Annotated in this window: 20 protein-coding genes and 1 tRNA gene; 19 read left to right on the top strand and 2 right to left on the bottom strand. The window is 39.2% G+C overall.

Going from position 1 to position 25,361, the window contains the following annotated elements; all coding sequences use genetic code 11:
• Nucleotides 1-2: 2 nt before the first annotated feature.
• The 8 genes from serS to AOA56_RS12365 all read left to right on the top strand — a co-directional run bounded on the left by serS (nt 3) and on the right by AOA56_RS12365 (nt 7,444).
• The gene (gene serS, locus AOA56_RS12400; RefSeq protein ID WP_048621176.1) at nt 3-1,283 is read left to right on the top strand and encodes a serine--tRNA ligase; all 1,281 of its coding nucleotides are present in this window, start codon (nt 3-5) and stop codon (nt 1,281-1,283) included.
• Nucleotides 1,283-2,161, top strand: a complete 879-nt coding sequence (locus AOA56_RS12395) for a DUF3881 family protein (RefSeq protein ID WP_053769789.1) — start codon at nt 1,283-1,285, stop codon at nt 2,159-2,161. The genes serS and AOA56_RS12395 overlap by 1 nt, the downstream gene beginning before the upstream one ends.
• A 118-nt stretch (nt 2,162-2,279) precedes the next feature.
• Nucleotides 2,280-2,356 (top strand) — tRNA-Arg (locus tag AOA56_RS12390).
• A 374-nt stretch (nt 2,357-2,730) separates the two neighbouring features.
• Nucleotides 2,731-3,063: a hypothetical protein gene (locus AOA56_RS12385; RefSeq protein ID WP_053769788.1), complete on the top strand. Its 333-nt coding sequence runs from the start codon at nt 2,731-2,733 to the stop codon at nt 3,061-3,063.
• An 84-nt stretch (nt 3,064-3,147) separates the two neighbouring features.
• Entirely contained in the window at nt 3,148-3,480 is a 333-nt protein-coding gene (locus tag AOA56_RS12380) for a helix-turn-helix domain-containing protein (protein WP_053769787.1), read from the top strand.
• A gap of 32 nt (nt 3,481-3,512) precedes the next feature.
• Entirely contained in the window at nt 3,513-5,270 is a 1,758-nt protein-coding gene (locus AOA56_RS12375) for a hypothetical protein (RefSeq protein WP_053769786.1), read from the top strand.
• Nucleotides 5,271-5,282: 12 nt separating this feature from the next.
• Entirely contained in the window at nt 5,283-5,642 is a 360-nt protein-coding gene (locus tag AOA56_RS12370; RefSeq protein WP_053769785.1) for a hypothetical protein, read from the top strand.
• A gap of 32 nt (nt 5,643-5,674) precedes the next feature.
• Nucleotides 5,675-7,444, top strand: a complete 1,770-nt coding sequence (locus tag AOA56_RS12365) for an HD domain-containing protein (protein WP_053769784.1) — start codon at nt 5,675-5,677, stop codon at nt 7,442-7,444.
• A 696-nt stretch (nt 7,445-8,140) separates the two neighbouring features.
• Here the strand turns inward: AOA56_RS12365 and AOA56_RS12360 are convergent.
• Both AOA56_RS12360 and AOA56_RS16835 read right to left on the bottom strand, forming a co-directional pair.
• A complete protein-coding gene (locus AOA56_RS12360; RefSeq protein WP_053769783.1) occupies nt 8,141-9,337 on the bottom strand; it encodes an IS256 family transposase in 1,197 nt (398 codons plus the stop codon).
• A gap of 294 nt (nt 9,338-9,631) precedes the next feature.
• Nucleotides 9,632-9,934: an MATE family efflux transporter gene (locus AOA56_RS16835; RefSeq protein ID WP_242843460.1), complete on the bottom strand. Its 303-nt coding sequence runs from the start codon at nt 9,932-9,934 to the stop codon at nt 9,632-9,634.
• Between the two features lie 314 nt (nt 9,935-10,248).
• Between AOA56_RS16835 and AOA56_RS12350 the strand changes: the two genes are divergently transcribed.
• The 11 genes from AOA56_RS12350 to AOA56_RS12300 all read left to right on the top strand — a co-directional run bounded on the left by AOA56_RS12350 (nt 10,249) and on the right by AOA56_RS12300 (nt 25,355).
• Nucleotides 10,249-12,366: an AraC family transcriptional regulator gene (locus AOA56_RS12350; protein WP_053769781.1), complete on the top strand. Its 2,118-nt coding sequence runs from the start codon at nt 10,249-10,251 to the stop codon at nt 12,364-12,366.
• A 312-nt stretch (nt 12,367-12,678) separates the two neighbouring features.
• The gene (locus tag AOA56_RS12345) at nt 12,679-13,965 is read left to right on the top strand and encodes an ABC transporter substrate-binding protein (protein ID WP_053769780.1); all 1,287 of its coding nucleotides are present in this window, start codon (nt 12,679-12,681) and stop codon (nt 13,963-13,965) included.
• A 59-nt stretch (nt 13,966-14,024) separates the two neighbouring features.
• Nucleotides 14,025-14,906 (top strand): carbohydrate ABC transporter permease, encoded by an 882-nt coding sequence (locus AOA56_RS12340; RefSeq protein WP_024733925.1) that lies wholly within the window; start codon nt 14,025-14,027, stop codon nt 14,904-14,906.
• Nucleotides 14,907-14,923: 17 nt separating this feature from the next.
• Entirely contained in the window at nt 14,924-15,745 is an 822-nt protein-coding gene (locus tag AOA56_RS12335; protein WP_053769779.1) for a carbohydrate ABC transporter permease, read from the top strand.
• Between the two features lie 23 nt (nt 15,746-15,768).
• Nucleotides 15,769-17,457: a DUF4091 domain-containing protein gene (locus AOA56_RS12330; RefSeq protein ID WP_053769778.1), complete on the top strand. Its 1,689-nt coding sequence runs from the start codon at nt 15,769-15,771 to the stop codon at nt 17,455-17,457.
• Nucleotides 17,458-17,647: 190 nt separating this feature from the next.
• Entirely contained in the window at nt 17,648-18,805 is a 1,158-nt protein-coding gene (locus AOA56_RS12325; protein ID WP_053769777.1) for an MFS transporter, read from the top strand.
• A gap of 124 nt (nt 18,806-18,929) precedes the next feature.
• Entirely contained in the window at nt 18,930-21,056 is a 2,127-nt protein-coding gene (locus AOA56_RS12320) for a glycoside hydrolase family protein (protein WP_053769776.1), read from the top strand.
• Nucleotides 21,057-21,174: 118 nt separating this feature from the next.
• Nucleotides 21,175-22,158 (top strand): LacI family DNA-binding transcriptional regulator, encoded by a 984-nt coding sequence (locus AOA56_RS12315; RefSeq protein WP_024733921.1) that lies wholly within the window; start codon nt 21,175-21,177, stop codon nt 22,156-22,158.
• 125 nt (nt 22,159-22,283) lie between these two features.
• Nucleotides 22,284-23,588, top strand: a complete 1,305-nt coding sequence (locus AOA56_RS12310) for an ABC transporter substrate-binding protein (RefSeq protein ID WP_048621171.1) — start codon at nt 22,284-22,286, stop codon at nt 23,586-23,588.
• A 37-nt stretch (nt 23,589-23,625) separates the two neighbouring features.
• On the top strand, nt 23,626-24,519 hold the full coding sequence (locus AOA56_RS12305) for a carbohydrate ABC transporter permease (RefSeq protein WP_053769775.1): 894 nt from the start codon (nt 23,626-23,628) through the stop codon (nt 24,517-24,519).
• A 2-nt stretch (nt 24,520-24,521) separates the two neighbouring features.
• On the top strand, nt 24,522-25,355 hold the full coding sequence (locus AOA56_RS12300; RefSeq protein WP_048621170.1) for a carbohydrate ABC transporter permease: 834 nt from the start codon (nt 24,522-24,524) through the stop codon (nt 25,353-25,355).
• The last annotated feature ends 6 nt before the right edge of the window (nt 25,356-25,361 follow it).

Here is a 25,361-nt window from a genome sequence, read left to right as displayed (position 1 = left end):
AAATGTTAGATATTAAATTTGTAAGAAGTAATCCGGATATAGTAAAAGAAAATATCAAAAAGAAATTTCAGAACGAAAAGTTGCCATTGGTAGATGAAGTATTGGAATTGGATAAAAGAAACAGGGAAATCAAGCAGGAAGTAGAGGCACTGCGTGCAGATAAAAATAAAATCTCTAAGAAGATTGGGGCATGTATGGCTCAGGGCAAAAAAGAAGAAGCAGAAGAGTTAAAAAATCAGGTAGAGGCAAATGCCGGAAGAACTGCCGAGCTTTCTTCTGAAGAAAAAGAAGTAGAGGAAAAGATCAAGGAGATTATGATGGTGATCCCGAATATTATTGATCCGTCTGTGCCGATTGGAAGAGATGACAGCGAAAACGTAGAGCTGGAACGCTTTGGAGAACCGATTGTTCCGGATTATGAGATCCCGTATCATACGGAAATCATGGAGAAATTTCATGGAATAGACTTGGAAAGCGCAGGAAAAGTAGCCGGAAATGGTTTCTATTACCTGATGGGAGACATTGCAAGGCTCCATTCCGCAGTTATTTCTTATGCAAGAGATTTTATGATTAATCGTGGATTTACCTATTGTGTACCGCCATTTATGATCCGCAGCAACGTAGTGACAGGCGTAATGAGTTTTGCGGAAATGGACGCTATGATGTATAAAATTGAAGGGGAAGATCTTTACTTGATTGGAACAAGTGAACATTCCATGATCGGAAAATTTATTGATTCTATACTGCCCGAAGAGACACTTCCGAGAACACTGACAAGTTACTCTCCATGTTTCCGGAAAGAAAAAGGTGCTCATGGAATTGAAGAAAGAGGGGTATATAGAATACACCAGTTTGAAAAACAGGAAATGATTGTTGTGTGCAAACCAGAAGAGAGTATGGACTGGTATGAAAAAATGTGGAAAAATACAGTCGATTTCTTTCGTACTTTGGACATACCGGTGCGTACACTGGAATGTTGTTCCGGTGATCTGGCGGATCTCAAAGTGAAATCCTGCGATGTGGAAGCATGGTCTCCAAGACAGAAGAAGTATTTTGAAGTAGGAAGTTGTTCCAACCTGGGGGATGCGCAGGCAAGACGTCTGGGAATCCGCATCAAGGGAGAGGACGGAAAAAAATATTTTGCACATACACTTAATAACACTGTTGTGGCCCCACCAAGAATGTTGATCGCATTTCTGGAAAACAACCTCCAGGCAGACGGCTCTGTGAAGATTCCGGAAACGCTTCAGCCATACATGGGTGGGATGAAGGAAATCAGATAATGCATAAATATACAAGAGCAATTGGGTTCGGAGAGGAGATTTCCGGCTCCATGATAAGAAAGGTGGAGGAAGAAGTCCGTACGGAATTTACTTCCCATGAAAGAAGAATACTGGACGAGAGCACGGATTACTGCGAGTTCAGAAAAATCATAGGAGAGCGGCTGGAACTGGCGCTGTACGGTGTGGAAGATCTGGATGAGAACTTTGAAAAAGAGTACAGTATTCCGGTGTTTCAGGGAAAGGGAATCACCACATATGCCGATGTGATTGTGGAAAAAAAGATTGATAAAGAAGCTTATGTGGGAATTTGCGAGGATGCCCGTGTGGATATTTCATTGATGTTCTATCTGCAAAACCCGATGGAATATGTGCGGGAACTACAGTCCGGAAATTTGGGGAAAAAGAAAACGTCCGTGACACTTTCTGCACTGGCCTGTGAAGGTACCGTACTTTTGCCAGTGACAAAAAATGAAAAGGACAAAAAAGAGCAAAGAGAAGAGTTCCGCAACCGGATGATGTTAGTCAGTGCGGCACGGAAAGGGGACTCCGAAGCTATCGAAACCCTGACTTTGAAAGACATGGATACATATCAAAAAGTATCCAAACGTGTGGTTACAGAAGATATCTTCAGTATTATTGATACTTATTTTATGCCGTACGGGGTCGAATGTGATTTGTATTCCATTATGGGGGAAATTCTGGATATGGATCTGGTTATCAATGAGGTAACAAGGGAAAAGATTATGGTGCTGACACTGGATGCAAATGAGATGCTTTTTGATCTTTGTATTCCCAAGACAAAGATATTTGGGGAACCTGCGGTGGGCCGGAGATTCAAGGCCAACATCTGGCTCCAAGGGAAAATTAATTTTTCATAGGTACTTCACAATATTTCTGAAATATGATATAATTAAATGTGTTGTAAAAAGAAAGGTACAAAAATATTTTGCTTCTTAGAAAAAGATAATTCCCAAATTTATTGATATATTTTTAATTGTCGCTATAGCTCAGCAGGATAGAGCGACCGCCTCCTAAGCGGTAGGTCGGAGGTTCAAATCCTCTTAGCGACGCCAAAAACATCGCCGAAAACCTTGGTTTATCAAGGCTTTCGGCGTTTTCTATTTTCCGAGAAAAATCGAACGCATAGCAATGTGCGATTAGCAAGAGCCATTTCTGTTAATCAGTCAAAGCCAGAAAACAATCGAACTTGTGATATACGGCATAAATTAGCCTGCTAATGATTAGCAGGATTTTCGGGGATTTTGCTAATCAAAATGGCTTTTCTGCTAATTTGCCTTAAAATGCTGCTAAAAACCGTGCTAATTGAAAAGGCGATAGTTACTCTTTCAAAGCCGGATTTTTTGAGGGTTGATAATCCTTAAAAGTTGCATATTTGAGTTTATCGGTGTCCTTTCATATAATAAAAGCAGAAAGGACGGTGCTGAATATGAGAGAAAAGAAAGCCCATTTATATCTGGATAGCCAAGAAAGACGCCTGCTGTTACATAGCCTCGTGGAATTAAAAAATCAGCTCATACAGCAAGGAAGATATACCGATTGTGTTGATGAACTGATTTTTAAGGTAACAAGCGCACCATTAAAAAGAAATGCTGCTCAAGCTGCTTGCCAATCCAGAGATGGTGGCATTGCTGAAATCACTTGCAAAAAACTTATAGTTATAGGAGGGCAATCCAGATACGGACTGTCCTCTTTTTACATACTGCTCTTATTGCAAATAATTACTAGGAAAAAGTCTTTGAAAAACAACGCTATTAGATAAAGAGTAACGCTATTAGATGCTGTATAATTATATCCATAATGAATATACTATTAGAGTAAGAGTAACGCTTTTAGAACGGAAAATATGAGGAAAGTAGATGTGGGAATTGGATATAGAATTCAAAAATATAGGGAAAGAATAGGTTTAAAGCAGGAAGAATTAGCAGAAAAGGTAGATTTAAGTTGTAATTATCTTAGCGCTATTGAACGAGAAGTTAAAACTCCTAAATTAGATACATTGATACGTATTATTAATGCGTTGGGAGTATCTGCAGATACAATTATGGTAGATGTAATTGATGCTGGTGTAAGTGTGCAATGCACCCAACTGGAGAAAAGGTTGGAAAAACTCCCAATTAAAGAAAAAAATAAGGTATTACATATATTAGATACCATAATTGAGGAATTAGAAAAATAAGGAATATATGTTGTTGATTATGGAGTGGATATATGGATAAGAATAAAAGTAGAAGAAAATTTCCTAAGGGAGTATTTTCTTATATAGTTATAGGCATTTTGGGAATTGGAATTATTATTTCAATAATCGTATTGGAATATAAAAAGGATGAACCCGACATATCTGTTTTATGGCAGAATATTTTATTAAGTATTTTATGCTCAGTGGTTGCCTCTATATTTTTTATTTTAATTCAAAAAGTTTTTACACGTGATGATAATAAAGAATTAGGCAAACAGCTTGATATTATAGAAACAAGTTTAAGACGACAAAATGAATTATATGATAGTGGAATTTTGAGTATCCATCCAAAAGCTCATTTTGATAAAGAAGATGATTTTTGGAGAAATATAATAGATAATACGGACAATCGTTTAGATTTGATAGGGCATTCTCTTAGTAATTGGTTTAAAAATGAATACCGAGATATTTTCTGTGAAAAAATAATAAAAATGTTGGAACAAGAAAAGGAAGTTCGTATTATTTTATCGGCTAACAAATTTGAACCTGAGCTTGTAAGACAGGCTTTTTTGAAAAAAATAAGTAAGAATTCACTTAATAAAGTAGAAAAAACGATTTTATATTTTTATGAGTTAGCAGAAAGAATTGATGAAAATAAAAAACAATTTTTAAAAGTGTATGTTACGGATTTAAAGGAGGTAACATATTTATATATAAGAACGGATTATCAATGCATTATCTCACCATATATTCTTAGCCCCACAAATAATCAAAATAGTTTTTTGTTAGAATTACAATCAGGGACAAAATATGCGAAAACTTTTGAAGATGATTTTAATGATATGATAGAAAGATTAGAGTCTATAAATCTGTCATTACAAAAATTAGAAATAATTAAAAATATGGAAATAGTACAGTATATCAAATGTGATAATAGATACGCTGGGAGTGATTGGAATAGAGAGAAAACAATAAAATTAGTATTCCAAGATGATAATAGAAAGTATGAAGTTGGCTATTTTGAGCATTATTTCAATGATAGATTCATCAAATCAGTGATTGAATTACCAATTAGTTATGGTTGTCCTTCTAAATGCAAGTTTTGTGCTTCTGCCGCAATTGATGATTTTAGCCAAATGAATGCAGATCAAATGCAGAAATTATTTGAATACATTTATTTTAATAAATTTTTGTATAAAAAAGATTATGTGTTATTAACCTTAACTGGGACTGGAGACTTATTTTTTAATGCTGAAAATGTTAGGGAATTCTTGCTACGATTGAGTACATATAAAAATTTATATGTTACATTGTCATCATGTTTATGGAATTTACAATTAATAAAAATGTTTGATCAGCTTTCTGATAAATTAAGGATAAGAAATATTCAACTTACCTATATAAGCAGTAAAGAGAATATTATAAGGAACATAATACCGATTTATCAAGAGAGAAAAATTGACTTTGATGAAATAGTAAATTATATAAAATCTTCTAACAAAAAGTATTATAGAATAAATTATATTTTAATTGAAGGGTTGAACGATACAATAGAGGATTTCAATATTTTAAAAAACATCTTAATTGAGATAAAGGATAAAATTATAGTTCGGATTTCAAGACTAAATGAAAATAAATCTACAAAAAGAAATAATTTACATCCAACAAGTATTGAAATCATGAAACAATTTAAGGAACTTCTTTCTGAGGCAGGAATAAAAAGCTACATTTTTTACTCAGAAAAAAATGATAATATGAATTGTGGACAATTAATTACAGAGAAAGAGTAGGGATAATAGAAAATGTGTACATTTATTGGAGTTGAGTGTTTAGCAGCAAATGCATTAATTGAATTGTATGAAAAGCAAATCAGAAGATTGAGTTTTAAGCAATTAGCGGATTATGGATTGATGGTTGTTGATGCATATGAAGATGAAACTTCTGAAAAAGCAATCTTTATTTTTAACCAAGAAAAAATACAAGGTTTAATACTTGACTACTCGAATTATTTCTCTGTTGAGATAATAGATGAAGAAAAATATATTTGCTTAAATGAAGATGTAAATATTATTGAATTAAAAGAACGGTTTAGGTGGACTTTGTCATACGAGCTTTTAAAGGCTGTTAATCGAGTGCAAATTAGTGATGTTATGTATGCATAAAGTTTTAGTATAGATAAAATGAGGGAAGTGCTTTGGAGACAAAATTAATCAAAGATCCTATTCATGGTTATATAAAGATTAAGAAAGATTATATTAAAAACATAATAGATTCCTGTGAATTTCAAAGATTACGAAATATTCGTCAAACTAGCTATGATAGTTTGTATCCAGGGTCATGCCATAATAGGTTTATACATTCTTTGGGAGTTTACTATTTAGGAGTCAAGGCATTTAAATCTTTGAAAAGGAATACAGAAGAACAAATTGAAGAAAAAAAGATAGAGCGTGCAATAGGAAAATGGGAAACTTTAAGAAGCACATTTGAATTGGCATGTTTACTGCATGATATTGGACATACACCGTTTTCTCACACTGGTGAAGATTTTCTTCTTTTACAAAAAGAGAATGATAAATATCAGATAATGCGAAGTTTCCCAAGAAAAGATATTTCTGAAATATATGTTTTATATAATGAACTTCTTAACACTCTTGAAAATAAACTAAATGAACAGGACTTTGAGAATTTTTTATTAGATTTTGCGGAAACTATAGAAGGCAGTTCATATTATGTCAGTGGAAATAATGTGGCTAAACCTCATGAAATTATGAGTGTTATTATTGGTATTATTACATATGAGAATTATCTGGTTGCTCAAAATGTTGATGTAGATTTATTTAGTAGGATGATTTTAGGAATACGATATAAAGATGCATCAAAGTTGGAAAACGGAATAAAAAATTCGCTCATACAATTATTGAATTCGAGTATAATTGATGTTGACAGATTAGATTATATCATGCGAGATATGCAGATGTCAGGATTTGAAGGTATGTCTATTGATATAGAACGTCTTCTTGAGAGTGTGATTCTGTTTTATGATATTCAAAAGCAAGAATATAAATTTGGATATAAAAAAAATGCATTAAGTACAATTGAAAATGTGATTGTTGCATATGATTCAGAGAGAAGATGGATTCAAAGTCATCCAGTTGTAATGTATGATTCATTTTTGGTGAAAAAATGTATTGATGCTGTTGAAAAGCAATTTAAGGAAAAGGAGAATAATAATAGTATTTTTCAGAAAAAACCTTTAACAGCAGAAGGTATTCAATTAAATAATAATTTATGCTTAAAGTTAATGAATGATGGAGATTTTTTGTTTTTGATGAAACAGATTAGTAATGATAATCCAGACAAATTCTATGTTACTGAATATCTTTCAAGAGATAAAAGGAGAAGACCAATATGGAAATCAGAGTCAGAATTTCGTCTTATGTTGAGAGACCTTTCGCCAAAGCAGCAGTCTATATTTATGGATACATTTACAGAGTATGGGGGCAAAGATGATGAAAGTAGCATAGGTAGCACATTAAATAGTAAACGAATTGAAGAATTAGAGCATAATATTAAGAGTTTGGAGGAGGATACTAATTTAAGTCAGGAAGATTGTGATAACAAAAAGTTGATTATTCAAAGACAATTGTTTTGGTTAAATAAACTTAAGGATTATTGCACAAAAAATGATATAGATTTTAACATACATAATCAACGGACAAAGGTTTTTGAGAGTAAGATGAATGAATTATCAGAAAAAGGTGTGGAAATTTGGTATAATCAATTCCAAAAATCTGAAAAAATTTCTGAAGTCCTTAATCTTTATGGAACAGAAAAAAAGGGAGACGGAATTAAATTATTTTATTTGTATATAAACAAATCCGATAATTTTTCACTTGAATCTTTTATGTGTTTTATAAAAGAAACTTTAAATGAATATGAGAATTTATATATTAGGAAACAATAAATTGTAAGAATGATATGTAACAACCAGTGGTAATTTTGGGATTATAATTTGTTGTTGCTATAAAATCGGACGATTAATAAAATATATGATTATAAGAGGGAAATCCCAATGAGGTTTGTCTCCTTTTTACATACTGCCCTTATTGCAAATTATTGCTATCATTTAGATAATGGTTTTGCGAGAGTTGATAGCGGGCAGACCATATAAACTATTTAGGCATTAAAAGAGAGTTGCCCGTACTGGATGGAACGAGTTTTAATCAGTAACATTTCCTTAAGTTCAAGCCCCTTGCTAATTGTCTGCTAAAAGGAGCATCTAAAAAACCTTAAAATTAGCAGTCACAAGGAGGTACGAGATAACATTTTAAATCCGTGAAAGGCAAGGAAATACAGGGATTATATAACATTAAGAGGGAGCTTCCTACTAGCAAACGGTGCTACTCCTAAGCGGTAGGTCGGAGGTTCAAATCCTCTTAGCGACGCCAAAAACATCGCCGAAAACCTTGGTTTATCAAGGCTTTCGGCGTTTATGATTTATCAACATCCTTCTCATCTAAACTATTTAGCGCCATTGGGTGATTTACTTGTAGATTTTGTACCAGATCCGGGAACATTTCATAGATAAGATTGTGTCAAGATTTTGATTGTGTCAAGATTTTTTCGCAAAAGTAAAATTCTGCCGTTTGGTAGCCGGCAGTCAACCGGCTATGATATCAGACGCCAGATCATCCTCTGCCTTAAAAAGATGATCCATGTTCATGTAACGTATGGCTCCCCAGTTCGTTGCTGCTACATGGCGTAGTCTGGCACATACGAGCATCAGAGCACTCTGACCATCGGGAAAAGCGCCGATTGCTTTTGTCCGGCGTTTGATCTCACGATTGAGACGCTCAATGGTATTGTTTGTCCGGATCCGAGTCCAGTGTTGTGTAGGAAAATCCATATAGGTTAAGGTTTCTTCAATGCCATCTTCAACCTTTTGGGTAGCTTTCGCCAGTTTCATGGCTTTCAGCTTTTCGGCTACCTGTATCGCCTTTTCACGGGCTGCTTCCTTGCTTTCCTGAGAATGGATGGCTTTCAGCATGAGAGCTACAGCCTTCATTTTCTTTCGGGGTGTTACGGAAAAAATGTTCCTGTAAAAATGTACAGTACAGCGCTGGTATCTGGCATCCGGAAAGACTTCAGGAATGGTCTCCAGCATACCGAGATTTTTATCACCGATGATCAGACGTACACAAGTAAGCCCCCGTTCTTTCAACCATACAAAGAAAGAACGCCAGCTTTCGCGATCTTCTTTCATTCCTTCAGCAGCACCAAGGATTTCACGGCAGCCATCCCGGCTGACACCGATTGCAACCAGAACAGAAACATTCTGGATTTCGCCGCCCCAGCTGCGTTTCAGGTAGACTCCATCTACATAAACATAAGGATATTCCCCGGAAAGCGGGCGGGTACGCCAGGTTTCTATATGCTCATACGCCTTTTTATTCAGGTTACTGATTGTTCCGGGAGATACTTTCGTTCCCCATAAAGCTTCAGTGATATCTTCCACACGACGGACGGAGACACCTGCGAGATACATTTCAATTAACGCTTCTTCAACAGAAGATTCTCTGCGGCGGTAGCGTTCAATAATGGCTGTTTCAAAAGGAATACCCTTGAGTTTAGGAACTTTCAATTCTACCTCCCCTGCTGTAGTATGAAGGTTTCTCTTATAATGCCCGGAACGATATCCCTGACGCTCAGAGGAACGCTCATACTTTTCGGCGTTGACTAATTCATCGGCTTCCTTATCAAGCAGAGCGTTTAGGGTTTCTTCGACACTGCTTCGGACGAGATCCTTTAAATCATGCTTTATTAAGTCCTCATTTAGCTGTATAATCTTATCAGACATGGTTCTATAGCCTCCTTTGATAGATTTGGTTGTGGTGACTTAATTTTACCAAACGGCTATAGTCCATGTCTTTATTATTATGAAATTTTATTTTTGCGAAATTTATTATACGTCATCATAGATAAACATTTATTGCAGATTTGGTATTAATAAAGTAATATATGAAAACTCCTGTCTGTTAACGAACCCATCTTTCTTTGCACAGTTATAAAATATTATTCGAAACAGAAAGATAATTTTTTTCAATATAAACCGCTGTTATACTGGCAGCAATATTACTCATTACACTGCAAACTAAATGCCATTTAGGTCAAAACCTAAATGATATAGTAGATAGTCCAAAGGCATCTGAACGACAATATAATAGAAAATCATCAGAAATATACTTTTTGATGGTTTTCCTATACCATTGAGGGCACCTAGGTAACAATTTGTTACAGTGTTCAAAATATATCCAACACTAACAATTAAAAAATATGTTCCAACAATGCATAAAACAACTTTGCTGTTAACAAACAGACGGGAAAGGCGTTTTGAAAATCCAATTACTAAAACAAGAAGAATCCTAGCAGACCACAGCCGTACCCTAATGCACATTTCAAACTTTTCCGTAATTCCAAAGGCAGCAATGGCAGTGACGCTAGAGGTACTGATAAGAGCTGTTAGGAATGTTGTACTAATTGACGGAATACTTTGCTGAATTATTGGGGGAATTGCTTTTTGGATTAATTGTAGGATACCCCAGGACATAACGTATGTTATGTATATTTACGTAGCTGGACTTCAGATTATGCAATGCAAGAAGAGGCAGGCTTTTTAAGCTATGTCCCTCGATTGACTTCTTATTTGAATAATATTAAAATCATAGTGTAGTCACATGATTAAAAGAGAAGGTATGAACAGGAAGGAGTATGGAGATGTTTCTGGGTTTCCATTTGTCAAAACTAAAAAAACACTGGATATTTCCCCTTCTTGCCGGATGTATGCTGATTTTTGTGTTGCTTTTTGCTGTTAATATTCGGGCGGTCAACATGATGGAACAAGAGAAAATCCGGGAGACGGAAACGATCATTGATACGGCCAGACAGGGAATTGATCATTATCTGTTCACAATCCAGTCCTCTGCATCCGAGCTGCTTCTGAATAATCAGAATATGGTGCTCCAATCAGCAGAAGATATTTCTGCATTTTCCACTCCTGAAGCTTATCGATATTCGGAATTGATGAAAAATATTAAGATTGCCAATTCCATGATAGAAGATATTTACCTGTATTATCCGGTTTGGGATTATATTGTTGGGACGGAAGGATGCTATAATTCTAGAAATTATTTTCTTCTGAACAGCGGATTGAGCAGTAAAGGATATGCAGAATGGAAATCCCATATTTTGGAGTCCGACAATATAAACTTTTTCTTTTCCCCTCTTGGAAAAAACGAAGAAAAGCTTTATTTTCGTCAGCAGATTCCTGCCAGCAGAGAAAGGGATCCGCAGTCTATTCTGATTATCGGAGTCAATGATACAGAATTTATGAGACTTTTGGATATGGCCCTTCCCAATGATGATGGCACCTCTATTTTTGTTTTGACAGAAGAGGAACAGTTGTATTTGAGTAGGATGAAGGAATCTGCCCCTTCTAATTCGGAACTGCAGGATCTTTTGACACGAAATCCAAATGAGTCAGAGAAAGTTGATGAAGACGGCTATGTGGGATGGGAAATGCCATCGGCGCATCATGCGTTCTATTATGTCGTACTTAGTAATAAAGAAGTTTTGGTTGCCCATATCAAATCGATTCAACATTTATTGATAATGGGAATTATTTTGTGTACCGGAATTGGGCTTGCAATTTCGCTATTTCTAGGCCTGAAACAGCATAAATCAATCGAAAAGACGATCAACAGCTTAAATGATAAAGTGTTATGGTCCATCAAAGAAAGTGCATTAGGAGATGTGCTGAATCAGAGACAGTCAGATCCAGAGGCGCTCCGGAATCTTTTTCAGACGGCAGGAATCCTGTTTGACTATATCTATTATTCCTTTATCCTGGCAGATGTATCTTTTCAAAGAGATAAGCATCAGTCAAAGGAAAACCTTCAAGAGGTGGGACAGTCATTAGAGCGCGAATATAGCTTTGTGGATGTAGTTCCAACTTTGATAGGTGATACAGCGGTGTTTCTTCTAAATTATGAAAGTACGGATTCCGATCTTTTGTGCCGGATAGAAGAACTGATCCGGCAACAGTGGGAAAAAGAGGATATTCGGATGCGGCAAAGCGAAGTGTTCATGTCGGAAAGTCAGATGGTATCTATCTATGAACAGACGCTATTGTTTTTTCATAAAGAATTGGGGCTTCCGGGAGAGACCATTCCACAGGAAAAAGAAGAAGTATTGATATTTGATCGATGGAAGAAAGCCTTGATGCTTCGGGAATATGCAGAGGCGAAAGCGATGGTACCCGAAGTGCTTGCTTCCTATGTGTTGTCTGCAGATGATGCTTATGTTCGAACCAGCCGTCAGTATGCGGTGATTAATACCGTTATTCAATCCGCGCAAGGGGAGGATACGCGCTATCATGGTAATCATATGCCTGAATGGATGAACGCTCTAAAAGGCTGCGATTCCGTAAAAGAATTATCGGCTTGCCTGAAAGAAATTTTGTCAGAATTTGAGGATTTGGGAAGCCAGTATACTATGAGGCAGAAAGAGAGGCTTTCCTATAAAATTAAGAAAATCATCGAAGAAAATTATAATCAACATTTTCTTGGACTGTGTTATATTTCCGAGCAGGTAGGTGTCAGCACTTCTTATGTGTCAAAAGTATTTAAGGAAGAATATGGGATAGGAGTTGTAGAATACATGAATGAACTGCGGATTAAGGCGGCAAAAAAGCTTATGGAAAAGGAGGGTATTACAATAAAAGAGGTAGCGGAGCAGGTCGGCTTTACCAGTGATATTCATTTTATCCGTATTTTTAAAAAGTATGAAAATATCACACCCGGCGTATACAAGCGGCAGAATAAAGTCTAAAAAAGTTTATTTTTACAAAGAATCAAGATTTGTTAATTAGCCAAAAAATGTATATTATGCCGGGATAATATCCCGGATTTGCGTAAGACTTAAAATAAATAATGTATATTTCACAGGAATTACACAGAAAATGTTTCATGAGATTTTTCTGTGTAATTTTTGTTTATTTATTTTTTTTCTGCAATCTGTATAATGAATTTTAGAAACAGTTCATATGAAACTGGAAAATAAATGGATGCATCCCAATATTCAGTAAATCAAAAAGTTTGCAATGTAAAATGACAGTAATTAATTATGACAGGAGGAATGTTGATGAAAAAATTTACCAAAAAGGCAATTTCGATTCTTCTGTGTGCAACCACGGCTTCCGCAATGCTGATTGGATGTCAGAAAGACAGCGGATCTAAGTCAGAAGGTGGGGGAAAGACAGAATCTCTGGATGTCTGGATGCCGCCTTTGAGTGAGAATCAGGATGACAAAGAGATCTGGGAGAAAATACTGGCTCCTTTTGAGGAAGAAAATAACGTAGAGGTTAATATTGAAATCGTGCCTTGGGGCAATTACGAAGAAAAATATCTGACTGGCGTAACCTCAGGAGAAGGACCGGATGTAGGCTATATGTATATGGAAATGCTCGGAGACTTCATTGATATGGGAGCGGTTGAGCCACTGGATGATTATCTTACTGATAAAGACAAAGATAATTTCCTGTATCTGGACAATGGTGTGATTGATGGAAAGCAGTATTGTATGCCAATGATCGTAGGAAATGTAATTGTTATGTGCTATAACAAAGATATTCTGGCGGCGAATGGAATTAAGGAAGTACCGGCTAACTGTACATGGGATCAGTTTATAGAGATCTGCCAGAAGATCAAAGTGGGTGCAGACGGAAGTTCTGAAGTATATCCGCTGGTACAGCGGTGGGGCAATCCTTCCATGAGTACCTTGAATGCTTCTTTCTATCCTTATCTGTGGCAGAGCGGAGGCTCTATCTTTAACGAAGAAGGAACTGCTCTTACGATTGACAGTGAAGCAGGAAAAGAAGCTCTCCAGTTTTTATATGATCTGAGATTTACGTATCATATTCTTCCGGACGTTGTAACGAGTCTAACAAATGATGACTGTATCAGTTACTTCTGTGAGGGAAAAACAGCATTTGTAGAAATGGAAAGCTCCAGTACCGTACAATTTGACGATGCTGGACTAAATTGGGGATTTATTACAAGCTTGACAAATCAGGAAAAAGGGACTTTTATTGCATCGGATTCACTGGTATTGATGTCTAATGCGGAAAATAAGGATTTGGCATATAAGTTGATGCAATTTATGTTAAGCGGATCATCCATGACAACCTACCACGAGTCTGCTCAGTTTGCACCTATCGGTAAAGATGAAGAATACCATGATAATCCTGCATTTGAGTCAGTTTATGAGGAAGATGGAGATTACCTACATTCATTATCACCGGCAAAAGGAAATTCTAAGATTTCTGATTCCTTGTATAAGAACCTGCAGCTGATGATCATGGGTGAAATATCACCGGACGATGTAATCAATGAGTCTGTTTCCTATGCGGAGACAATTTTGAACGAGTAATCAAATGACCTGCCGGGATATGAGAATGTCCCGGCAGATTAAAAAAACGGAGGATACTTATGAAACGGACAAAATTAAAATGGCAATCCGCCAGCGCATACTTCTTTATCCTTCCAAGTTTCCTGCTTCTGCTGATGTTCCATGTAATCCCGATCTTTATGACGGCAGGCTATAGTTTTACTGATTATAATGTACTTCAGGCGCCAGAATTCGTCGGTCTGAGTAATTATAAGGATATTCTCAAGGATCCCTATATTGTTTCTTCACTAATCAATACAGGAATCTATACGATTATCGTTGTGCCGATCCAGACGATCCTTTCCCTGGTTATTGCTTACATATTGGCAAGATTGTTCCGGAATCGTTTTGGTAATCTTGTGCGGAGCGCAATGTTTATTCCCGTGATAACTTCTATGGTATTAACAGCAGCAGTGTGGAGACTTCTTCTTTCGGGAAATCCGGAAGGCGTGATTAATTCCATCGCCGGAGTATTTGGGATTGATGCGGTGAACTGGCTTGGTAATCGGTGGACGGCATTGTTTTCTGTCTGTGTAATTGCAATATGGAAAAATGTGGGATATTTTTTGGTGATCTTTTATGCAGGAATGATGGATATTCCTACATCTTTATACGAAGCGGCAAGGGTAGATGGAGCGGGGAATATGAGGCAGTTTTTCTCAATTACCCTTCCTATGTTAAAACCTATTACTTATCTTGTAGTGACATTAGGGACGATTTGGTCCTTCCAGGTTTTTGACCTTGTATATACGCTGACAGGAGGGGGGCCGGGGCGTGCGACAACCACACTGGTTCTTACCATATACAATTCGGCATTTAAAAATTATCAAATGGGATATGCAAGCGCCGTATCCATGCTTCTGCTGGCTGTTGTCTTAGTGATCTCTTTCTTGCAGAAGGTCGTATTTCGTGAAAAAGATTAGAGAAAGGAGGTGCCGGGATGATACATTCCAAACAGATCAAACTGTCGAGAATAATTCTTGCCATTGTATTAATCGGATTTGTTGTGATTTCGTTGTATCCATTTATCTATATGATACTGACATCTTTTACTCAGAAAAGAGTAATGACCGCATCCTTTGATTTTTCCACTATGGATCTTAGGAACTATGAAAACCTATTGTCGAACTTTCCAATCTTAACCTATATCCGGAACAGCGTGATCGTTGTTGCGTGCGCTTGTTTTTTTAATGTGGTGATCGCCACACTGGCAGGATATGCGTTTGCAAAAAAGAAATTTCCTTTTAAAGAGGGAATTTTCTGGATTTACCTGGCTACGCTGATGATGCCGGGGCAGGTGATCCTGATTCCGGTCTTTACTATTATGAAGAATATGGGGCTTTTAAATACCTATCCGTCCCTGTTTACAGTCATATTGGATGCTTTCGGGGTATTCCTGATGAGGCAGTTTATGGAGGGAATTCCGGATGAATTGATTGAATCGGCAAGAATGGACGGATGCGGAGAATTCAAGATATTTACCAGGATCATCCTTCCGTTGTCAAAGCCGGTAGTGATTTCTTTGGTAGTATTTACATTTATTACTTCCTGGAATGACTTTATTTGGCCGTTGGTTATGATTACCCACGATGAGATGAAGACTCTGACTTTGGGATTGTCTATGCTGCAGAATAATTATGTAAGCAATTATGGCCTGGTAATGGCAGGCGCTACACTTGCCTTTTTATTTCCATTCATACTCTATTGTTTCTTGCAGAGAAAATTTGTAGAAGGTATTGCCCTTAGTGGTATTAAAGGATAAAAATGTTATAAAGGAGGTTTACTATGGATTATGATGTAAGAATTATTAGTTCAATGGAAAAGGTACTGCCCCTGGGAGGGATGCAGAATTCAAGGCTGGTAAAAAGGATCATAGGCTTCCTTGGGCAAAGGGTTTCTTTTCAGGCAGCTTACTGCTTTCATGGGGATTACTATTTGAATCAGACATTAAAGCAGGCGTTCCGAAATCCTTATGCTCACGTAAAGGCAGAAGGAGATTTCCCGGGGAAAGTTACAATCCGAAAGGTGGACTGTGTGCCGGTATTCATGCCACATGAAAAACAGAATAAGAAATACGATTCTGAATATATCGGTCATGAGGCAGGTCTGTACCCGGATATTCTGTCTCCTTTTGAAGACGGAGTACAGGTAGTTTTAGAACAGTGGAGAGCCCTGTGGATCGACTGTGAGATCCCGGAGGACTTAAAGGGCGGAGATTATACGGTTTCTTTCATCTTTTCGGATGATGAAGGGATGGTTCTTGCTCAGCCAGAGGTTACGATTCATGTGGTTCCCGCAAGTCTTCCTAAACAGAAATTTCTCCATACAGAATGGTTTTATCCGGACTGTTTGGCGGATTATTATGGAGTGGAGGTATACTCCGAGGAGCATTGGAATATGATTGAAGCCTATCTTCGGCTTGCATTTGAGAGGGGAATCAACGTTGCATATACGCCGATTTTGACTCCGGCCCTGGATACGCTGATTGGAAAGGATCGAACGACAGTTCAGCTTGTCAAAATTAAGATGACAGAAGGAAGATTTGAATTTGATTTTGGACTTCTTCGCCGATGGATTCGTCTTTGTAGGGAAATCGGGTTTGAGTTCTTTGAGATGGCTCATCTATTTGCTCAATGGGGAGCAAAATATCCGCCAAAGGTGATGGCAGAAGTGGACGGTAAAAGCGAAAAAATATTTGGATGGCATACACCGGTAGAGTCCTGCGGCTATGATAAATTCCTGGCTGAATTTTTACCGGAGCTTGTAAAGGAATTGAAAGAGCTGGGCGTGTTTGACAATACCATCTTTCATGTATCGGATGAACCTACTATTTACAATGCGGATACATACCAGAAAGCGCTTCAGATGGTAGAGCCATATTTGGAAGGCGCAAAGATCATTGATGCTTTAAGCCATCTGGATCTGTATGAAAAAGGGATTGTAAAGAATCCGGTTCCTACGAATGATTCGGTTCATCAGTTTCTGGATGCAGGGCTGAAGAATGGATGGGTATATTATTGTTGTGGACAGGGGTATAAGGTCAGCAACAGGTATATTGCTATGCCGGGATGGAGAACAAGAATCTTAGGAGCGCAGCTCTATAAATACAAGATGGAAGGATTCCTTCATTGGGGATATAATTTTTATAATTGCCAGTATTCTCTGCATACCATAGATCCTTATCGTATTAACGATGGGGAAGATGCATTTCCGGCAGGGGATCCATTCATTGTCTATCCAGGAGCAGACGGAAAGCCGGTGGAGTCCATGAGACTGCCGGTTATGGAAGACGCTATGAACGATATGCGTCTGTTGGAATACCTGGAATCCCTGACCAGCCGTGAGCATGTACTGGATCTGATCGATGACTATGGAAACTTGGATCTTCGGTTTGACGAATACCCAAGCGGCTGTGATTATCTTCAGGATCTCTGGGAGACGGCGGCGAAAGAAGTAGAAGAACTGATAAAATAGACAGGATTCCTCCCCAAAAAGAAAGAGAAACTTCTTTGATAAAACGAAGTTTCTCTTTCTTTTTATAATTTTTGCTTCTTAATATTGACCTAGAAGGGAAGAATAGCAGAAAGGGATTCGTGTATGGATTTTACATTGCAGGTGTGATACAGTAAAGACAGCGTTAGCGTAAGTTTGGCAGGGGGATCTTATGAAGCAGCAAACGTATTCTAAAAATATCATTTTAATTTTGGCGGCAAGTTTCTTCTATTTTGCCAGCCCTATGCTGGTAACGCCGCTGATCACCGGATTTTCCGGGAGTATAGGCGCTTCTGCAGGAGTGATGGGAGTGATTGGAGGACTGATGAATCTTTGTTCCCTGTTTTGCAGACCTTTTGTTGGAAACCTGGCAGACAGAATCAGCAAATACCGATTGTCATTTATTGGGGCCGTTCTTATGACCGTGGCATGTCTAGGGTATATGACAGCTTCTGACCCTTATGTTGTTATCTTCGCAAGGATGATAAATGGTGTTGGATTTGCCTGCTGCTCTGTCTGCATGTCAACATGGATGTGCGATATGCTTCCGAAAGAGAAAATAGGTTCCGGTATGGGATTCTATGGAATGATGAATGCGTTAGGGATGGCGATTGCCCCGGCAATCGGAGTGAGTATCTATCAGATGATGGGATATCGTGTTTCTTTTGCTTTAGCGCTGATGTTTTCCGCCTTTACCATTTTGATTATTCAATTTATTTCTGATAAGGGGGAGCCAAGGGGATCGGTCAGGGTAAAAAATGAGAAGAATCCGAAAATACAGGTGTTGGACAGAAAGGTAATTCCGATTGCCATTATTATCATGCTTTTTGCCATTCCTTATTGTGCCACACAGTCATTTTTAGTCAGCTATATAGAGGCACGGAACCTTTCTATTACGGTCAGTCTGTTTTTTCCGTTATATGCCATCGTGCTTTTCACCATGCGTTTTTCCATGAAAAGCTTGTTTGACCGGCTGCCGTTTCGGATTTTCCTGTTTGGAAGTTCTATAAGCGCTTTGTTAGGGATGTTATGTCTGGCATGGATGAAGAATAATTTCATTATGTTTTTTGGGGCTCTTTTTATGGCCGGAGGTTATGGGATTATGAGTTCTGTATGTCAGTCAACGGCTATTTTGCTTGCGGGAGAGGGTAAAAGAGGATTGGCCAACAGTACTTATTATGTAGGACTCGATTTAGGCATGACTTTAGGACCGGTGATAGGAGGGGTTCTCTATGGAAATATAGATTTAGCTTTCTTTTATCCATTTCTTCTGATTACAGTTCCAATAGGTGCGGTTGTATATTTCTTTGGAATAAAAAGTGCTCACTAAAATGATATAGATTGAAAAACGAATAGAACCTGATTCTGTTTTGTGCTATACTAAACACAATAAAAAATTTTTATTCCATATTGCAATCGATTGCAATATGGAAGTGGAGAAAGGAGAATGTCAGATGAAAAAAGTATTGGGGATGCATGTACATCCATTTCGAGAAGGTGATAAGGAGCGGTATGGACTGGAATTGAAGTTCACTGATAAGTTTTCCTTCTATTTACGATATCCGGCTGTTCTACAAATAGTAACGGAGACAGGGAAACTTGTCGTATACAAATCGGGGTATGAAATGGTGGAGAAAAGGGGAGAGAGTTTCCTTTGCCGAACCATGATTGAGACGGACAATGGAAGTAGTTTTCTGTTTTCCGATCAATATGAGATAAACAATGCCGTACAGGAAGTAAAAATGTCCAGGAATGTGACGGTAGTGGAGACTGGGGTAAGGGATATTGGTTTCTCCACCGAGTTTGCCGTTCCTTTGCCACGGGGAGAAAAAGGCCATTGGTCAGAGGAATATGATGTTTTCATTCCGGGTATCTGGTACAAAAAGAATCAAGGGGTCGTAAAAGGAGCATTTGGCTCGGACTTGTACAGAAAAAATTTTCTTTTCCGGGCGACTCGCATGGCTCTTCCGTATGTACAGTTATATCATGCCGGATGCGGACTGTCGGTTGGGCTTTGTCATATGTTGCCGGTACCTGACACCAAAGTGGCAGAGACAGGAAGAGACTGGATCGTAGACAGTAGTCTGCAGTATCCCTCTATTGGATTTACCGCAGGAAAGAGACTTTTGTTGAGCTATGTATATCCGGGTAGTGAAGGAGAGATTAGCTATATCGGGCAGACAGGAGGATGGGCGAGAAGAAACCATCCGGTCAGAAGAGAAATCATCCACAAATATGAACTGTGCGTTCACTTTGATCAAATGAGAGAGGATTATGAAGCGATGAGAGAGGAGTGGCGGCATTGGTATGATGTTTTTCAACCAGAGGTTCATGAATGTGATTTGCAGCAGGTATATGAAGACGGTATCGCGCTTTTGGATGCTTATTGTCAGCCATACAACAAAGTGATGGGCCTTCCATTCTGGACAACTGTGCCGGAAGGACATGTCTGTGATATTAGTTTTCAAATGGGGTTTGTAGGGCAGCAGACACAGTGTGCGTATCATCTTATCAGGTATGGAGAAAAAAAGAAAAAACAGGAGATGGTGGAGAAGGGAAAAGAGATGATCAATTTCTGGGTACAACATTCGGATGATCAAAGTGAATTTCCACAAGTTTGGTACGATGTTTTTCCGCCTCAGTTTAAACAAGGGTATCCTACATATCTCCGGACGGCGGCGGACGGAGTGGAGGGAATTCTGGCAGCATGGATGTATCTGAAAGAATACGGGGAGGACAGACACGAGTGGTTTGATTTTTGTTGTCGTTTTGCAGATCATTTGGGAAACGTACAGGGCGAGGATGGTTCTTTTGCCAGGGCGTATGGAAAACAGGGAGAAATACAGCATAGTGGAAAATATAATACCAGTAATGTGATACGATTCCTTGTCAATCTTTATTTTGTCTCCGGAAAAGAAAAGTACAGGGAGATGGCTCTTCGAGCCGGAGAATTTTGTTATACGGCTATTTACCAAAGTATGGCCTTTATCGGAGGGACGGCTGACAATGACAATACAATAGATAAAGAAGCAGGGATGCAGTCCCTCTATGCTTTTCTTGCACTGTATGATCTGACCAAGGAGTCAAAATGGATTAATGCGGCAAGGGGAGCTGCGGATTTCTGCGAGACATGGACATATGCCTGGAGATTTCCGGTACATCCGTACAAAGGTAACTGTGTGTTTGAAAAGGCGGATCAGACTGGTTTAAGTCTTATCGCGACGGGACATTCCCATTGTGACGTGATGATGGGGTACTGCCCGTATGATTATTTCAGGCTTTGGATTTTGACGGGGGATCGGCATTATCTGGAGTTTGCCAGAATGATCCTACATAATACAAAACAGACGACTGACTGGAAGAGAACGTACGGTTATTCCTATCCAGGATTGATAGAAGAAAGTGGAGAGATTGCTCTCCAATATCATAATGGCCTCGGAAAGTGGCTTCCGTGGTGTACCATAGCAGAGATAGAGGCTCTGACGAGACTGGAAGAGCAGTTTGGACAGATGGATATTTCCGAAGATAAAAATATTTCAGATAAAAAATTAATAGACAAGAATTATTCACAATTTTTTTAAAACTTATTTATTGAAATTAGACAAAAATGAAAAAAATATAAGACAAGAATTGACAAGGATTAACAAGAATTCTATAATAAAGTCAAATAAATGCATTCGATTGCAAAAAGAGGCGGCAATGATTACAATCTATGATATTGCGAAAGAACTACATATCAGTGCAAGCACGGTTTCCCGTACATTCAGCAACCCGGGACTAGTTAATGAAACGACAAGGAAAAGAGTATTGGAGAAGGCAGAAGAGATGGGATATCAGGTCAACATGGTGGCCAGTCAACTTCGCAATAAGACATCTAATATTATCGCCCTTGTATCTCTTCAGGAGGACTGGTCCTGGTTCACCGATGTATTGGCAAATGGGGTGCAGGATGAAGCTTGGAAAGCAGGATATGAGATCGTTATGCTGAATGGAAACAGTAAGCATTTGGAGAGCCTTTCGATCTGCGAAAAAATGCGTTTTGCCGGAATCATTGTTGCATCTACGGAGCTCGGGACCGACCGCGTCTATGCAAATGAAGTCATCCCTGTCGTTTATGTGAACCGGATGCTTGAGGATCAGTTTCGGATCCTTCCGGACGACCGGTACGGTGTAGAGCTGGCTATGCAGTATCTGAAAAAGATGGGTCATACAGACATAGGGTTTATCAATGGACCGGAGTCTTCTATTCATTCCGGGATTCGTTTCCGGACCTATCTGGAAAAAATGCATGAGTTTGGATTCCCGATTCAAGAGAAGTGGATCCGGAGGGGGGATTGGAAGATTGCCTCCGCCTATAGCTGTATGAGGAGTATTCTGGATGAGGGGCAATATCCGACGGCGGTTCTTGTGGCGAACGACCAGATGTGTGTCGGCGTCTATAAGGCTATGCAGGAGAGAGGGTTGTGTCCGGGAAAAGATATCTCCGTGATCGGATACGACAATATGGAGTACAGTGAATGGATGTTTCCGACGCTCACAACCGTGAGTATGCCACTGTATGAGATGGGAAAGGCAGCGGGCAAGATGATTTTGGATCGTATCAGAGGCAGGGAGGAGGAGAAAGAGGTGATTGTAAAGGGCAATTTGATTATAAGGAATTCCGTTGGACCATGTCAAAGATAAAAAAGGGAGACCTTTTTTATTTTACAAAATTGCAATCGATTGCAATAAGTTTAATTCTAATCTTTTCATATGAATGAGGAGGAGAGAGTTTGCCAACTATAAAAGTCAAAGAAGGAGGTACTATCATGAAAAAGAAAACATTACAGAAAATGCTCAGCGTACTCGTATGTGCAGGGATGGCGGCGTCTCTTTTGACAGGCTGTGGCGGATCAGATTCCGAAGGCAAATCTGAAGAGTCAGGAGAAGGAAAGTTCGCGGGACAGACATTGACGGTTTCTGTGGAAGACGGTGGAGAGTACGCTCTCTGGTATGAATCCATCAAAGATGAGTTTGAGAAAGAAACCGGAGCAACAGTCAATCTGGAAGGAGCATCTAACGAAGCGGTTTTATCAGAAGCGATGGCAAAATCCGGGTATTATGATGTGCTTACCGTGGATGGTCCGCTGATTCCGCAATGGGCAAGTCTTGGTTATTTGATGCCTCTGGATGAATATATGGAAGAAGAGGAGCTAAATGATTTTTATGATGCGGCTCTGAATTCTGTAAAGTGGGATGACCAGTTATATTGCATGCCTTATCTTGTACACGGTCCGGTACTGTATTACCGGACGGATCTTCTGGAAGAGGCTGGTTTCGATCATGCGCCGTCGACCGTGGAGGAATATTTTGAAATGTCCAAAGCGATGACAGATGAAGAAAATGGGGTATATGGGACGATTATTGAAGGAAAGCAGGAAGCAGAGCCGGTGTCCGAGCTTATGGACAAACTGTTCCAGTTTGGAGGAGAACTGATCAGTTCCGAGGATCCGTCAAAGATTGCGTTTCATTCCCAGGAAACAGTGAATACATTTGAATATATTATGAAATTTTATGACGAAGGCGCAGTGCCACAGGAGAGTTCCGGCTATAATAACGGCGACGTACAGAACATGTTCCTTCAGGGACAGCTTGCGTTTGCATGCAACTGGCCATATATGTGGAAAATGACTAAGGATGAGGATGCGTCAAAAGTGTCCGGAAAAGTAGGCGTAGTGGCACAGCCGGTAGCAAACGCTGTATGGAGCTGGAGTTTTGGGGTGAATCCGGATTCCAAGAATAAGGATCTTGCAATAGAATGGTGCAAGTGGGCTACTAGTTCAGAGACGATTGCCAGACTTTCCGAAAACTTTATCAACCCGGCTGTCAGAAAGTCGTCTGCAGAAGAAGCAGAGGCGGCTATTACGGATCCGGAGGACGCAGAGGTACTGAAAGCTATGAACCAAAGTCTTGCGCAGGGGATCGCGCCGACACTTAGCACCAACTTCTCAGAGCTCCGGGACAGAGTTTCCCTGACACTCAACCGGATTACCACAAAAGAAGTGACGGATATTCCAAAAGAGGTGGAAGAATGTGCACAGGATCTTCAGGAGATTCTGGATGAAGCGCAATAGTTGACAGGTTTTTCGGACAGAAAAGGGAGTGGGTAAAATGAAAAGGAAAAGGCAGGCGTTGGGTCGGAAAAACAAAAGGATGGGAATGTTGCTGTGTGTTCCCGCCATGGTGATTGTGGCATTTGCTTTGTATACTCTTTTGTATGCGCTTGTTATGAGTTTCAACACAAATATGGGAGTTGTACAGGGACATTTTGAATTTGCGGGATTTGACAATTATATAGAGACATTAAAGAGCAAAGAAATGCGTGGCGTCATCGGGAACACGCTACTGTATGCTGCTGCTACAATTTTGGTCGAACTTGGAATTGGTCTCCTTGTATCCGCCGCTTTAAGAAAAAATGTAAAAGGAAGCGGAATTGCCAAGGTCTGCATTATCCTGCCCATGATGATGGCCTCCATTGCATCCGGAACAATCTGGAGATGGATGTTTACAGATAGGTATGGAGTGATTAACTATTTTCTCAATTTTCTGCACATTGACGGGCCAATGTGGCTTTCGGAAAAGATAGCGGCGAAATTTGCAGTTCTGACAGTCAGTGTGTGGACGGCAGCGCCATTTGTCATTCTGGTGCTGCTTGCGTCCATAAGCAGTGTTTCGGACGATATCATTGAGGCAGCCAAGATCGATGGAGCAAACCAGTTTCAGGCATACTGGTATATCATTTTTCCGCATCTGCGTTCGGCCATCGCCGTCATTTTGCTGATCCGAATTCCGGATGCACTGAAGATGTATGATATCGTGTATATCCTGACAGGGGGAGGACCTTCCAATTCGACTCAGGTCATCAGTTACTATGTATATAACCAAGGATTTAAACAGATGAAATTTGCCGAGGCATCGGCAGCATCGTTCCTGTTGTTCCTTGTAATCGCGGCGTTTACGATCTTGTTAAATCAGATTACGAAACGGAGAAAAGGAGGTGCGTAAGGATGGGAAAGAAAAAATGGATATCAAATCTGTATACTTACTGTGTGCTGGTTATCGCATCTGTCTTTATGGTATTTCCGTTTTTATGGCTGGTACTTTCGTCTTTAAAGACAGAAGTACAACTATTTGAGGTACCAATCCATATTCTGCCGGATCCTTCAACTTTGCAGAATTACAGAGATGTAATTGCGGACGGGAGTATGTTTATGTATATGAAGAACAGTCTGATTATTGCTCTTATTACGACGGCGATTACTCTTGTGATCAGCATCCCTGCGGCGTATGCCCTGGCAAAGATCCGATTTCGGGCCGGAACCGTATTTTTTATGGTTATTCTTGTAATCCGTATGGTTCCGGCAGTAACCCAGTTGCTCCCGCTTTTTCAAATTTTATCCAAATTTCATCTGATTAATACGCGGACAGGTTTGATCATCAGTTATCTTCCGGGCTCCGTAATTTTTGCAGTCATGTTGATGAGGACGTTTTTTATGGAGTTTCCGCAGGAGCTTGAGGATGCGGGAAAGATTGATGGCCTGGGACTTTTGGGAGTCATCCGGAGACTTGTTATACCAATCTCACTTCCTGGTATCTGTTCCGCTACACTGATGAGTTTTTTGTCAACATGGAATGAATTTATGTACGCGTCCGTCATCATCCGCAGTCCGGAACTAAAGACGATGCCTCTTGGCATCCAGTCTTATGTATCGACATTTCAGATCTACTGGGGCAAATTAACCGCAAATGCTGTAATCTATGTCCTTCCGGTTATTATATTTACGATGTTTGCGTCCAAAGGTCTGATTAAAGGAATGACGGCAGGAGCGGTGAAGGAATAGATGAAC

This window comes from Sellimonas intestinalis, assembly GCF_001280875.1.
GTDB lineage: Bacteria > Bacillota > Clostridia > Lachnospirales > Lachnospiraceae > Sellimonas > Sellimonas intestinalis.
This window is presented reverse-complemented; position numbering and strand designations above follow the sequence as displayed.

Coding starts and splice junctions, on each gene's coding strand:
- serS (WP_048621176.1), top strand. CDS start 3: ATGTTAGATATTAAATTTGTAAGAAGTAATCCGGATATAGTAAAAGAA.
- AOA56_RS12395 (WP_053769789.1), top strand. CDS start 1,283: ATGCATAAATATACAAGAGCAATTGGGTTCGGAGAGGAGATTTCCGGC.
- AOA56_RS12385 (WP_053769788.1), top strand. CDS start 2,731: ATGAGAGAAAAGAAAGCCCATTTATATCTGGATAGCCAAGAAAGACGC.
- AOA56_RS12380 (WP_053769787.1), top strand. CDS start 3,148: ATGAGGAAAGTAGATGTGGGAATTGGATATAGAATTCAAAAATATAGG.
- AOA56_RS12375 (WP_053769786.1), top strand. CDS start 3,513: ATGGATAAGAATAAAAGTAGAAGAAAATTTCCTAAGGGAGTATTTTCT.
- AOA56_RS12370 (WP_053769785.1), top strand. CDS start 5,283: ATGTGTACATTTATTGGAGTTGAGTGTTTAGCAGCAAATGCATTAATT.
- AOA56_RS12360 (WP_053769783.1), bottom strand. CDS start 9,337: ATGTCTGATAAGATTATACAGCTAAATGAGGACTTAATAAAGCATGAT.
- AOA56_RS16835 (WP_242843460.1), bottom strand. CDS start 9,934: ATGTGCATTAGGGTACGGCTGTGGTCTGCTAGGATTCTTCTTGTTTTA.
- AOA56_RS12350 (WP_053769781.1), top strand. CDS start 10,249: ATGGAGATGTTTCTGGGTTTCCATTTGTCAAAACTAAAAAAACACTGG.
- AOA56_RS12345 (WP_053769780.1), top strand. CDS start 12,679: ATGAAAAAATTTACCAAAAAGGCAATTTCGATTCTTCTGTGTGCAACC.
- AOA56_RS12340 (WP_024733925.1), top strand. CDS start 14,025: ATGAAACGGACAAAATTAAAATGGCAATCCGCCAGCGCATACTTCTTT.
- AOA56_RS12335 (WP_053769779.1), top strand. CDS start 14,924: ATGATACATTCCAAACAGATCAAACTGTCGAGAATAATTCTTGCCATT.
- AOA56_RS12330 (WP_053769778.1), top strand. CDS start 15,769: ATGGATTATGATGTAAGAATTATTAGTTCAATGGAAAAGGTACTGCCC.
- AOA56_RS12325 (WP_053769777.1), top strand. CDS start 17,648: ATGAAGCAGCAAACGTATTCTAAAAATATCATTTTAATTTTGGCGGCA.
- AOA56_RS12320 (WP_053769776.1), top strand. CDS start 18,930: ATGAAAAAAGTATTGGGGATGCATGTACATCCATTTCGAGAAGGTGAT.
- AOA56_RS12315 (WP_024733921.1), top strand. CDS start 21,175: ATGATTACAATCTATGATATTGCGAAAGAACTACATATCAGTGCAAGC.
- AOA56_RS12310 (WP_048621171.1), top strand. CDS start 22,284: ATGAAAAAGAAAACATTACAGAAAATGCTCAGCGTACTCGTATGTGCA.
- AOA56_RS12305 (WP_053769775.1), top strand. CDS start 23,626: ATGAAAAGGAAAAGGCAGGCGTTGGGTCGGAAAAACAAAAGGATGGGA.
- AOA56_RS12300 (WP_048621170.1), top strand. CDS start 24,522: ATGGGAAAGAAAAAATGGATATCAAATCTGTATACTTACTGTGTGCTG.